This window comes from Massilia pinisoli (genome assembly GCF_024753285.1).
Taxonomy (GTDB): domain Bacteria; phylum Pseudomonadota; class Gammaproteobacteria; order Burkholderiales; family Burkholderiaceae_D; genus Telluria; species Telluria pinisoli.
Genome location: NZ_JANUGW010000011.1, coordinates 107208 through 120290, shown reverse-complemented (window position 1 = coordinate 120290; position 13083 = coordinate 107208). Strand labels below are relative to the sequence as shown.

Below are 13083 nucleotides of genomic sequence, written 5' to 3'. Positions count from 1 at the left end.
TCAATCACACCGCACCACTATGCCAGCCACCGACACCACAAGTCCGCGAACGGACGCGCCCCCGGTCCTGCAACTGACCGGCATCAGCAAGCGCTTCAACGGCATCCACGCGCTGAACGGCGTCAACATCACGATCCGCGCCGGCGAATGCATGGCCCTCGTCGGCGAGAACGGCGCGGGCAAGTCCACGCTCGTGAAGACGCTGACGGGCATCTACCGGCCGGACGCCGGCACGCTTGCCCTCGACGGGAAGCCCGTGACGTTCGCGAGCCCGCAGGAAGCGATGGCCGCCGGGATCACCGCCGTACACCAGGAAACCGTGATGTTCGACGAGCTCACGGTCGCCGAGAATATCTACGTGGGCCGCCAGCCCGTGCGCGCCGGCCGCATCGACTGGGCGCGCATCGAGCGCGAAGCGGAGGCGCTGTTCGCCCGCCTGGAAGTCGCGCTCCCCGTAAAAGCGCGCATCAAGGACCTGTCCGTCGCGCAGCGCCATTTCGTCGAGATCGCGCGCGCCCTCGCGCAGGAAGCGCGCGTCGTCATCCTGGACGAGCCGACGGCCGCCCTGTCGCAGCGCGAGATCCGCGAACTGTACCGCATCATCGACCAGCTGAAGGCCGCCGGCACCGCGGTCATCTTCATCTCGCACAAATTCGACGAGATCTTCGCCGTGGCCGACCGCTACACGGTGCTGCGCGACGGCCAGTTCGTCGCCGACGGGCGCCTGGCCGACATCACGGAAGGGGAACTGGTCGCATTGATGGTCGGGCGCGCCGTGCACCAGGCCTATCCCAAGGCGGAGGCCACGATCGGCGCGCCGCTGCTCGTCGTGCAGAACCTGTCGCATCCAACCGAATTCGACGACGTCAGCTTCACTCTGCGCCGCGGCGAGATCCTCGGCTTCTACGGCCTCGTTGGCGCCGGCCGCTCGGAAGTGATGCAGGCGCTGTTCGGCCTGACACCCGGGGTTTCCGGCTGCGTCACATTGGACGGCAAGCCCGTGGCTGCGCGCTCGCCCGGCGAAGCGATCGCGCTCGGCATCGCCTACGTGCCGGAAGACCGCCAGCACCACGGCGCGCACCTCACGATGACGATCCAGCAGAACATCACGTTGCCCATCCTGTCGCGCATCGGCTTCTTCCTGCGCGGGCGCCGCGCGCAGGAGACCGCGATCGCGCGCCATTTCGCCGAGCAGCTGGAACTGAAGGCGAGCCACCTCACGCAGCACGTCGCTGAACTCTCGGGCGGCAACCAGCAGAAGGTCGTCCTCGGCAAGTGGCTCGCGACAAACCCGAAAGTGATCATCCTCGACGAGCCGACGAAGGGCATCGACATCGGCTCGAAGGCCGCCGTGCACCGCTTCATCAGCGAACTCGTGACGCGCGGGCTGTCCGTCATCCTCGTGTCGTCGGAGCTGCCGGAGGTGCTGGGCATGGCGGACCGCGTCGTCGTCATGCACCACGGCCGCGTGCAGCGCGAATTCACGCGCGACGAGGCGACGCCGGAAGCCGTCGTCGCGGCCGCATCGGGTCTGGCCCTCGACCCCATCACCGCGCCGGAGGCTGCATGACCTTCCTGAAACAACGCGAGCCGCTGCTGGCCGCGATGATCGTGCTGCTCGTCCTGGCCGTCGGCCTGCGCGCGCCCGCATTTCTGTCCAGCGGCTCGCTCGCGAACGTCGTCACGGACAGTACCCTGCTCGTCATGCTCGCCCTGACGCAGATGCTCGTCATTGTCACGCGCGGCGTCGACCTGTCCGTCGCGTCGAACCTGGCGCTGTCCGGCATGGTCGCCGCGATGCTGGCTGCGCACGTGCCCGGCCTGCCGCTGCCCCTGATCATGCTGGCGGCCGTCGCCGTCGGCCTCGCGCTCGGCCTCGTCAACGGCTGGCTGATCGGTTACCTCGAACTGCCGCCGATCGTCGTCACACTGGGCACCATGAGCGTGTACCGCGGCGCCGTGTTCGTGCTGTCGGGCGGCGCGTGGGTGTCCGCGCATCAGATGCCCGCGCACTTCATCGCCTTTCCGCTGGACCGCCTTCTCGGCCTGCCGCACCTCGTATGGATCGCGGCCGCCACCGTGGGCGTCTTCGCGTGGGTCGCGCGCGGCACGCGCTTCGGCCGCGACCTGTACGCGATCGGCAACGCGCCGCAATGCGCAGGCTATATCGGCATCCCCAGCCACAAGCGCTTGCTGTGGACGTATGCGCTGTCCGGTGCGGTGGCCGGCCTGTGCGGCTACCTGTGGGTCGCGCGCTATGCCGTCGCCTACACGGAAATCGCGTACGGCTTCGAGTTCACCGTGATCGCCGCGTGCGTGATCGGCGGCGTCTCCATCGGCGGCGGCGTGGGCACCGTGCTCGGCGCGATGCTGGGCGCATTGTTCCTCACCGTGATCGGCAACGCGCTGCCCGTGCTGCAGGTATCGCCATTCTGGCAGAGTGCCCTCACGGGCCTCGTGATCCTCGTCGCCGTCCTGATCAACGCCCGCGGCGCGGGCCGCCGCAGCCGCCAGATCCTGCCGCTGCACGGCACCGCCGCCCAACCCGAACGGAGTGCCGCGTGAACCCGACCACGACCATGCCAACCGAATCCAAGTCGTCCTCGCGCTACACGATCCTCGACCGCGAAGCGCCCCGCCTCGCCACCTTCCTCGGACGCTGGGAAACCCTGCTGGCGCTGCTGTTCATCGCCGTCTTCGCCGTCGACAGCGTCGCGCTGCCGCAATTCCTCGACTTGTACAACCTGCTGGACGGCACGCAGAACTTCAGCGAGAAGGCCTTGATCGCGCTGCCGATGGCGTTGCTGATCATCTGCCGCGAGATCGACATCTCCGTCGCGGGCACGCTCGCGCTGTCGTCCGTCGCGATGGGTCTGGCGCAACGGGCCGGCTTCCCGCCAGCCGCGCTGCCGTTTGTCGCGCTGGCGACCGGCACCGCGTGCGGCTGCCTGAACGGCGTGCTCGTCACCCGGTTCGCGCTGCCGTCGATCGTCGTCACCATCGGCACCGTCTCGCTGTACCGCGGCCTCGCGAGCGTCGTCCTCGGCGACAAGGCGTTCACCGGCTATCCGCAACTGCTCGCGGACTGGGGACAGGGCTACTTCTTCGGCATCGTGCCGCGCGAATTCGTCGTGCTGCTCGTGTGCGCCGCGCTGTTCGCGGTCCTCTTGCACACGACGGCATGGGGCCGCCGCATCTACGCCATCGGCAACAACCCGGACGCCGCGCGCTTTTCCGGCATCGCCGTCGACCGCTACCGCCTCGCGCTGTTCATGCTGACGGGTGCGATGGCGGGCCTCGCCGCCTTCCTGCTCACGGGCCGCATCGGCAGCACGCGCCCGAACATCGCCACCGGTTGGGAACTGGAAGTGATCACGATGGTGATCCTGGGCGGCGTCAGCATCGCCGGCGGCGCCGGCACGATCGCCGGCGTGATGCTGGCCGTGCTCACGATGGGCACCGTCACGTACGGGTTGTCTCTCGCGAACATCCCCGGCATTTACATGACGATCGTCGTCGGCGTGCTGCTGCTGGTGACGATCGCCGTACCGCGGCTCCTGCGCAGGCGGCGCGCGCGATGAGCGCCCCGCACGACGCGCTGATCGTCCTCGACATCGGCAAGACGAACGCCAAGCTGGCGCTGATCGATGCGGGCGGCACGGTACTGGCGGAACGGCGCCGCCCGAATGCCGTGCGCACCGATGGCCCCTACCCATACCACGACACGGACGGCCTGTGGGACTGGCTGCTGGCAACGTGCCGCGAGTTGGCCCGGCTCGCGCACGTGTCGGCCATCGTGCCCGTCACGCATGGCGCGACTGCCGCGCTGGTCGACGACGCGGGCCTCGTGCTGCCCGTGCTCGACTACGAAGCCGATCTGCCCGGCCTCGACTACGACGCCCCTCCGTATGACGAAACGCTGTCGCCGCGCCTGCCGGCAGGCCTGAACCTGGGCCGTCAGCTCGCGTGGCTGCAGGCGCGCTTCCCGGACGCCTTCGGCCGCGCCCATCACATTCTCATGTATCCGCAGTACTGGGCGTGGCGGCTGTGCGGCCGGGCCGCATCGGAAGCGACGTCTCTCGGCTGCCACACGGACTTGTGGGACCCGCGCCGACAAGCCTATTCGAGCCTCGTCGCGCGCGCGGGCTGGACGGCGCTGGTGCCGCCGCTGGCGCCGGCGCACGCAGTGCTGGGCACCCTGCTGCCAGCCGTCGCCGCCGCGACAGGCCTGCCGCCGGATTGCGAGGTGCTGTGCGGTATCCACGACAGCAATGCGTCGCTGCTGCGCTACCTCGGCAAGGGCGAAGGCACCGTGCTGTCGACGGGCACGTGGGTCATCGCCGCCGCATTCGGCGCGTCGCTGGACGCCCTGCGCGAACGAGCCGACATGTTGGCCAACACGAACGCGCTGGGCCGGCCCGTCGCGTGCATGCGCTTCATGGGCGGCCGCGAATTCGGCGAGCTGGCGGGCGCCGCGCCCGTACCGTGCGGATTCGACGGCCTCGAACGCCTCGTCGCGCACGGCACGCTGGCCCTGCCCTGCTTCGCCGCGACGGGCGGTCCGTTCGCGGGCCGCGCGGGCACCATCCTTGGTCGTCACCCGACCGACGCGCGCGAACGCTATGCGCTGGCCACGCTGTACTGCGTGCTGGTGACGGACTACTGTCTCGACGCGCTGGGCGCCACGGGGCCGCTCGCGGTCGAAGGCAGTTTTACGGCGAACCCGTGGTTCGGCCCCCTGCTGGCGGCGCTGCGGCCCGCGCAGGCCGTATCGTATTCGGACGATGCGAGCGGCACGACATGCGGCGGCTGGATGCTGCGCTACCGCGACGCGCCGCCGCCGGGCGGCAGCACGGTCGTTGCGGCGCGCGCGCCCGACGGCTTCGCCGGGTACAAGGCTCGCTGGCGCTCGGCATTGGCTTGAGGCCGATGGTAGACTCGATGGATCATCTGCACGGGAACCCACCATGAGCCTCGATTCCGTCACCGCCTTCTTTGCCACGCACGCACCCGACATCGCCGTCGAACGCTACGCCAACAGCACGGCGACCGTCGCCCTGGCCGCGGAGGCGCTCGGTGTCGAACCGGGACAGATCGCGAAGACGCTGTCGCTGCGCCAGGGCGACGAGGTCGTGCTCATCGTCGCGCGCGGCGATGCGCGGCTGGACAACCGCAAGTACAAGAACCGTTTCGGCCAGAAGGCCCGCATGCTTGGGCTGGAAGACGTCGAACTGGAGACGGGCCATCCCGTCGGCGGCGTATGCCCGTTCGGGCTGGCGCGGCCGCTGCGCGTGTTCTGCGACGTGTCGCTGCGGGATTTCGACGTCGTGTATCCGGCCGCGGGTGCGCCGGATGCGGCCGTGCGCATGACGCCGGACCGCCTCGCCGCGCTCACGCAAGCGGAGTGGGTCGACGTCGTATAACGCGGGTGTTGCGGCCGCGCGGACGCTGGCAAACCCGCGCAACCGGCAGGCATCACACGCCCCGGTCCAGGCGGGCGATCAGGTCGGGCAGCGGCAACGGCCGGCAATACAGATAGCCCTGCATGCACGGCCTCCCGTTATCGGCGAGGAAGCGCGCCTGCGCTTCGGTCTCGATGCCTTCGGCGACGACGCGCAGGCCCAGGTGGTCCGCCATCGCGAGGATCGTCTGCACGATCGCCGTACCGTTGGCGTCGTGCGGCGTGTCGCGCATGAAGCTCTTGTCGATCTTCAGTTCGTACAGCGGCATCTTCTTCAGGTAGCCCAGGCTCGAATAGCCGGTGCCGAAATCGTCGATCGAGAAGCGGATGCCCAGTGCGGCCAGCTCGCGCATCTTCGCCGTGATCATGTCGAAGTCCTCGACGAGCAAGCCCTCCGTCACCTCGAACACGAACGCGTGCGGCGCCACGCCCGATTCGTCGAACGCGGCGCGCACCTGTGCGACGAATTCCGGCTGGCGGAACTGGCGCGGACTCACGTTGATCGACAGCTGCAGCGGATGGCCGGCCGCTTCCAGCGCCAGGCGTGCCAGGCAGGCCTGGCGCAGCACCCACTGGCCCAGCGGCACGATCATGCCCGTCGTTTCCGCGATGGGAATGAAGACGTCGGGCGGGACGAACGTGCCGTCGCCGCGGCGCCAGCGCATCAGCATCTCGGCGCCGACCGGCGTACCGGCGTGATCGACCTGCAGCTGCAGGTGCATCGACAGCTCGCCGTTGTCCAGTGCCGCCGACAAGTCGCGGCCCAGGGTCAGCTGGCGTTCGGCCGCGTCCAGCATCGACGTCTCGAACATGGCCACGCCGTTGCGGCCCGCCGCCTTGGCGTGGTACATGGCCAGGTCGGCGTCGCGCAGCAGGTCGGCGACGGACTGGCCGGGACGCGTGGGCAGCGCCACGCCGATGCTGGCCGTCGAGCTGTAGTCCTGGTCGTCGATCGTCACGTCCTCCGCGAGCGCGGCGCGGATCTTGTCCGACACGACCAGCGCGGCACCGGTGGCGCCCGCGACGTCGGTGCCGAGGCCGTCGAGCAGCACGACGAATTCGTCGCCGCCCAGGCGCGCCACCGTATCGCCCTTGCGCACGACATTGGCGAGGCTCTTCGCCGTGTGCTTGAGCAGCGCATCGCCGGTCGCATGGCCGCGCCCGTCGTTCACGTGCTTGAAGTTGTCCAGGTCGATGTACAGCACGGCGCCGAGCCCGCGGCCCGCGTTCGCGGCCGCCACCATCGCGTCCAGGCGCTCCGTCATCAGGCGCCGATTCGGCAGCCCCGTCAACACGTCATAGTATGCGAGGCGGTGGATCGCGTCGGCCGAGTGGCGGCGCTCCGTGATGTCGCGGCCCACAACGACCCAGTGGCTGATGTGGCCCGCGTCGTCCGTGAACGGCATCAGTTCCATCTCGACCCAGTACGGATCGCCGGACTTCGTGTAGTTGACCAGTTCCGCCGTCGCCGGCCTGCCCTGGTGCATGGACTCGATGATCCGTTTCACCACGGCCGGATCCGTGCCCGGGCCATGCAGCACGCGCATGCTGCGGCCGACGATGTCGGCATCGGTATAGCCGGTGCGGCGCTGGAACGCTTCGTTGGAAAAGATGATGGGTTGGTCGCGATCGGGCGTATCGACGGCGCGCGCAATCAGCACCATGTCGTTCAGGCGCGCCAGCGCGGCCGACGTCAGGCGCAGTTCCGCGTTCACGGCGTGCAGCGCGTCCTGCCCGCTCTCCAGCGACTTCGCGAAACCGCGCACATCGTCCAGCGACCGCGACAACCCCTTCAGCAAGGCGCCGCACGACAGCGTGAGCAGCGCGCCCACGCAGGAAAAGTTCAGCGTGACGAGGAGCGCCGTCACGAGCGGCTCATGACCCACGCCCACCAGCGTGGACGGGAACTGGGTGATCCCGAAGACGAGGATCACGGCGCTGGCCGCGAGCGCCAGCAGGCCGGGTACGGTGCCGAGCAGGATCGCCGCCATCACGGGCGGCGCCATCAGGTAGTTCTGACTGACCGGCCCGACCTTCAGCATCAGGCAGATCGCGACCATGTAGATAATCGCAAGGAAGTTCAGCACGCGGAACGTGTACGGCACGCGCTCCAGGCGCCACAAGGCGAACAGCCACGCCAGCGCGGCGCCGTCCATCACGGCCACGGTCCAGACGCCATGGCGGACGACGACAAACACGCTGGGGATGGCGGCGATCGTGCCCAGGACGAGCACTACCGACAACAGGCGCGAGAAAATCCGCGCGCGCCATTGTGCGATATCGTCAAACCCTAGCATCCACTGTATCCTCGCGGCGCGCCCGGATGCGGATCCGGCGCGACCAATGTTCTCGTGAGGCAACATTGTAAGTGGCGGACCCCGGCCTGTCACCATGTTTACCGCGAGGTGTTGTGGCGGAGTGACTGATAGTTCAATAACTCAGGCCAACCGGCGCGCTTCCCACATCGTCGGCCACGCCGCCGCGGACCGCGCGCAACACGACGAGCCGCACGGGCTCCAACGCGTTCCCCGGCTGGCCATCCGTCGTCACGGCAAGCGCGATCGTGTTGTCGCCGTGCGGATCGAGGATGCCGGGCGGGATCACGAACACGCGCTGCGGTCCCACGTGGGCGATGAACTGCCCCATGTTCCAGCCGTTCACGAAGATCAGCGCGCGGTTCTCGCGGTCGGAGCGCGGCGTGTCCGTGGCCCCGAACGCGAGGCCCAGCTGCACGTCATGGCCGCGCGGCAGGTCCAGCGGTACATGGGTGCGCAGCCAATACGTCCCCGGTGCGGGCGGCGCGTCGCCCGGATGCGCGGGCATCCAGCCTTGCGCGGACGCGCCGGGCAGGTGCCAGCCGGCACGCTCGCCGTACAAGCCGCCGTCGTTCAGTGGGCCGCGTACGGGGTCCGCGCCGCCCTCGCCGCCGCGATTGCCCTGGATGCGCCAGTCGATCGGAACCGCGAAGCGCCGCCCGCCCTTGGGCGCCAGCGACGCCGCAATCAGGCCGCGCGCCTCGCGATGGGCGTCATCCGCCATCAGGTCCCAGTTGTGCGCACCGTTGCGCACCATGACGGCAACGAGGTGCGGACCCGGCGCCAGGGTGCCGAGGTCGAAGCGCGCCGTGTCCGTCGTCTCGGGGAACGCGCGTCCGGTGTCCAGTTCGTGCTGGCCCAGGAAGCGCCCGTCGATCCACGCCTGCAGCATGCCCGCGCCGCCACCGCCGTAAAACAGTTCCAGTCGCCGTGCTGCCGGGTCGCTCGTGTCGAAGCGGCCGCGGTACCACACGTCGCCATGGTGGAAGCCGTAGTCGCTCATCGCCAATGTGGGCTGCCCCCGCTCCGGCAAGGTCCACGTCTGCGCGGCCGACGCGCGGCCGTCCGCGTGGGCCCAGCCACTGTCGTCGAAGCCCGGCTGCGCTTCCGGGCTGTCCATGCGGCGCGTCCATGCAAGCTTACCGAGGTCCGGCACCGTCACGTGCGCCGGTCCCGCGAGGGGCTCTGCGACGCGCGAGCTGCCGTCCGGCTGCCGCGCCAACCGCAGCGGCACGCCGTTGAACGTGGCCGCCGTCACGTTCGCGCCCCAGATTTCCAGCGGACTGTCGGCCTCCGTGTCGCCGGTGAGATGCAGCGCTCCCGCGTCGATGCGGGCCGAGCGGACGAGCGCCGGCGTCAGTTCGAGGAGGCGGCCGGTGCCCATGTCCTGTGTCCAGAAGCGCTGCGACGTGGCCTCGTCCGCGATGAGCAGCAGCAGCGGCGCCCGCCCGCCGCCCGTCACGCGCACGCGCGCGAGGCCCGCGTGCGTGTACGCGAGCCGCAGGTCGCCTCGCGTCGCGTCGAACGCGTGGCGCACGTCGCCCGCCAGCACCTCCACATGCGGCGCGGACGCGTAGCGCAGCACCGTCTCGCCCGTTTCGCCGGTGCGGCCGTGCATCAGGACGACGTCGCGTTCGCCGTCGCGCAGCTGCGCCTGCAGCTCGGACGTCGAATACACGAGGTGCTGGCGCTCCAGCGCATAGTCGGCCAGGAGCATCTTCGCGTCCTGGCCGTCGACCCGTGCCGCGATCGTGTACGCGCCGTCGCGCGTGGCCAGGTCGACCGCGAACGCATCGTCCGTCAACAGGTCGGAGGGCGCGTGCACGGCGAACAACACGTGCGTGCCGAGTTCCGCATTCACGTTGTGGTAGACCCGCACCCGGGGATTCGTCGTCCGGATCTCGGGGCCCTTGTCCATGTGCGCCAGCACGTGCCCTGCCGCCTGCACGAACATGCCCTGCTGCTTCAGCGCCAGCGCCTTCGGACGCAGGCCGCGGTCTTCCGCGATCGGCGCGCCATAGTCGTACGAGGCGTAGACGATGGGCCCCGGCAGCCAGCCCCACGACGTGCCGCCGAACGCCATGTAGAGGTTGTGGATCGTGATGCGGTTGATGAGGTTCGTGCCGTAGAACACACGCTCGTAGCCCTTGCCCTGGCGCGCCGCGGTGCAAGCGTACGTGCCGTTCGAGCCCCAGTAGTCGAACCAGCCGGCGCCCACTTCGGCCGCGAAGCCGGGGGTACCTGGGGAGCTCTGCGCGCCCGCCTTCGGCCCCGGCGCCGCGTAGATGCCCCAGTCGGGCGCCTTGTTCGGACCTGCGGGGCTCGCGTGCACGTCGCAGCTGCCGCCCGGGTAGCCGTCGAACGCATACAGATCCGTCGGTCCAGGGTTCGCCCAGGGCGCGCTGGAGTTCCGCGGTGTCCAGTCGGGCAGGCGTCCTGCCGCGTTGTGGAAGAACGGCACCGTGATGCCGTCCGCACGCGCCTTCGCGGCAAGGTGCGCCATCTGGCGCGCGTGTTTCGGTTCCACCTTGCCCAGTTCGTTCTCGAGCTGGTAGGCGACGACGGTGCCGCCGCCCGTCGTCACCTGGTGGCGCGCGACGATGGCATCGATCTGCGTCATCCATTCGTCAACGGCCGCCAGGTAGGCCGGATCGTCCGTGCGCGCCTCCGCCCGGTTGCGGAACATCCAGCCGGGGAAGCCGCCGCCGGACAGCTCGGCATTGATGTACGGCCCCGTGCGCGCGATCACGTACATGCCCTCCTGTTCCGCGATCTCGAGGGCCCGCTCCACGTTGCGCACGCCCGAGAAATCGTACACGCCGGGCGCCGGCGAGTGATACGCCCAGTCGAAGTAGAACGACACGCCGTTGAAGCCGAGCGCCTTCATCTTCTCGATCACGTCGCGCCAGCGCGCGGGATCGGGCAGCCGGAACGGGTGGATCTCGCCCGACCACACGACGACCCGCTTGCCGCCGACGATCAGCGAATAAGCGTCCCACGCGACGGTCGTCGGTACGCCGGGCGGCCTTGCGGCCGCGGCGACGTCGCGCGCAGGTTCGGCCAGCACGTCCGGCGCGGCCACGCGCGCAGCCACGCCGGCGAGCGGGCGCTTGGCCGTCCACGTCGTCATGCCGTCGCGGCTCTCCGCCTGCCATGCATGGCCCGCCGCGTCCGTGAACACGGCGCGCCAGCCGCCGTCGGGGCCAAGCGCGAGGCCGACGCCGGCGGCCGTCCGTCCCAACGCATCCAGGGAACGCTCGACCGTCCACGGCCCCGCCACGTCGCGTGCGTGCGCCAGCGCGAGGATGCCGTCGGCGCGCCGGCGCGCGAGCGCCACATAGCCGTCGCCGTCCTGGACGATGGACGCATCCTCGAAGGCGTCCTGCAGGCCCGCCAGCGGGCGCGGCGCGGAGGCGGCGTCGGGCGACAGCACTGCCGGCCCGCGCGGCATGGCCACGACGAGCTGCATGGCGCCGTCGCGCGCGCGCACCCAGCGCGGCGCGCTCACGGGGCCCGGCAGCGGCACCGTGCGCTCGAACGTCCAGTGTTTCAGGTCGGACGAGCGCGCGAGGCCGATTTCGTTGCCGGCGCCGGCCACGTACGCGACGCGGTACCCGCCGCCCGAGCGCACGATGGCCGGGTCGCGCAGCACGCCATGCGGCGGCGTGTAGGCCTCCGACGCCTGCGTGACGAACGTCGTGCCGTCTTCCGAGCGATGGATGCTCAGGCGGTCCGGCAGGCCCGGCGCCGCGGCAGCCATCAGCCACGTCGTATCGGACGCCTGCGCGGCCGCACAAGCGAGCATGAGTACGGCACCGAATGCCACGAACAACCGGCCGGCGTTCATGCCGGGACGTCCGCGCGGTTGTCGAAGCCGGCCACGTGTTCCGTGACGACGGGCGTGCCCCGCACCTTGCGCACCGCGACGTCGCGCAGGTGCACGTCGCACACGGGGAGTTCCGCCTCGCCCTTCACGAGGCAGACGAAACCTGCGTCGTCGACCCGGACGCCGGACACGAACAACCCTTCGATGGGCGTCAACCGCCGCTCGAGCGTGGGCATGAGCGTCTTCCACTGGTACAGCACGTCCGTCTCCACGGCCAGCACGCCGCCCTTGATGCGCGTGGCGCTCACGTTCGTCATGTGGATGTTGCGGACATAGCCGCCGCGGCGCTCGTTCGTCTTCACGTACAATAAGTTGTTGATGGTGCTGGGCACCGACGAATCCGCATGATCGAAGTGACAGTCTTCGACGAACACGTTTTCCACGCCGCCCGACAGCTCACTGCCGATGGCCATCAGCTGGTGGCCGTTCTTGATGCGGCAGCGACGCATGACGATGTTGCGGGACGGGACGCCGATACGCCAGGCGTCGCGGTCGCGTCCCGATTTCACGGACACGGCATCGTCGCCCTGGTCGAACGTGCACCCGTCGATCAGCACGTTCTGGCTCATTTCCGGATCGACGCCGTCGTTGTTGTGCCCGTGCGCGGCGATGTCGACGCGGCGGATCACGACGTCGCGGCACAGATAGGGATGCAGCACCCAGAACGGGCTGTCGACGATGTGGACGTCCTCGACGAGCACGTGGCGGCAGCGGTTGAACTGGATGAAGTGCGGCCGCAGGTTCGCCTGGCTAGTGGTCATGTCGCGCCGCTCGACGGGCACGCCGTCGCGGCAGGCCATCTCGTACAACGCGACCAGCGCATCCATGTGCGCCTTCGGCCGCGCATACCACGACCGCCACACGTCGAGCCGCGCGCGCAACGTGCCGCGGCCCGTCAACGCCACGTTCTCGCACTCATGCGCGTAGACGAGTGGCGAGTAATTCATGCACTCCAGTCCTTCCCAGCTCGTCGGGACGGGCGGCAGGTAGTCGCGCGGGTCCGGCGAGAACAGCAACGTCGCCCCCTCTTCCACGTGCAGCCCCACGTGACTCTTCAAATGAATGGGGCCCGTCGGCCACGTGCCCGGCGGGACGACGACGACGCCGCCACCGGCTGCATGCGCGGCGGCGATCGCGCGCGCCAGCGCGGCGCTCGTCGCGGCCTGGCCGCCCTGGGCGGCGCCGAACGCGGTAATGGCAAATCGCGGGCAGGCCGAGAAATCGGGCACGGCGATCGCGGGCATCGCAAACGGCGCGGTCACGCTTACGTCCGTCCGCGGCGGCGTGCCGGCCGTCTTCGGCATGAGGGACTGGCAGCCGGCCAGCATGGGCACGGCGAGACCGGCGCGCAGCAGCGCGCGCCGTGAGAGAAAGCTTGGCACTGAACGTCTCCTTTGATTGCGCACCGCGCACGGACAGCA

8 protein-coding genes are annotated in these 13083 nt (G+C 69.8%); 5 read left to right on the top strand and 3 right to left on the bottom strand.

The features are described 5' to 3' along the window. The first annotated feature begins 19 nt into the window (after positions 1–19). Genes NX784_RS16305 through NX784_RS16285 form a run of 5 tightly spaced genes read left to right on the top strand, consistent with a single transcriptional unit; the run spans position 20 to position 5423 of the window. Entirely contained in the window at positions 20–1570 is a 1551-nt protein-coding gene (locus tag NX784_RS16305) for a sugar ABC transporter ATP-binding protein (protein ID WP_258817738.1), read from the top strand. After that, positions 1567–2565, top strand: a complete 999-nt coding sequence (locus tag NX784_RS16300) for an ABC transporter permease (protein ID WP_258817737.1) — start codon at positions 1567–1569, stop codon at positions 2563–2565. Before NX784_RS16305 ends, NX784_RS16300 begins: the two co-directional genes overlap by 4 nt. A 14-nt stretch (positions 2566–2579) precedes the next feature. Further along, positions 2580–3581 (top strand): ABC transporter permease, encoded by a 1002-nt coding sequence (locus tag NX784_RS16295; RefSeq protein ID WP_258817736.1) that lies wholly within the window; start codon positions 2580–2582, stop codon positions 3579–3581. Continuing rightward, positions 3578–4924 (top strand): FGGY-family carbohydrate kinase, encoded by a 1347-nt coding sequence (locus tag NX784_RS16290; protein WP_258817735.1) that lies wholly within the window; start codon positions 3578–3580, stop codon positions 4922–4924. The genes NX784_RS16295 and NX784_RS16290 overlap by 4 nt, the downstream gene beginning before the upstream one ends. Positions 4925–4967: 43 nt before the next feature. Next, positions 4968–5423, top strand: coding sequence for a YbaK/EbsC family protein (locus tag NX784_RS16285; RefSeq protein ID WP_258817734.1), 456 nt, complete (start codon positions 4968–4970; stop codon positions 5421–5423). Between the two features lie 52 nt (positions 5424–5475). Here NX784_RS16285 and NX784_RS16280 read toward each other — a convergent pair whose 3' ends face one another. From NX784_RS16280 to NX784_RS16270, 3 genes are all read right to left on the bottom strand, one after another. Continuing rightward, a complete protein-coding gene (locus NX784_RS16280) occupies positions 5476–7758 on the bottom strand; it encodes a putative bifunctional diguanylate cyclase/phosphodiesterase (protein ID WP_258817733.1) in 2283 nt (760 codons plus the stop codon). 133 nt (positions 7759–7891) lie between these two features. Continuing rightward, complete coding sequence (locus NX784_RS16275; protein WP_258817732.1) at positions 7892–11623, bottom strand: beta-galactosidase; 3732 nt, start codon at positions 11621–11623, stop codon at positions 7892–7894. Continuing rightward, positions 11620–13044 carry a glycoside hydrolase family 28 protein gene (locus tag NX784_RS16270; protein WP_258817731.1) on the bottom strand — a complete coding sequence of 475 codons (1425 nt, stop codon included), beginning with the start codon at positions 13042–13044 and terminating at the stop codon, positions 11620–11622. Before NX784_RS16270 ends, NX784_RS16275 begins: the two co-directional genes overlap by 4 nt. Between the last annotated feature and the right edge of the window lie 39 nt (positions 13045–13083).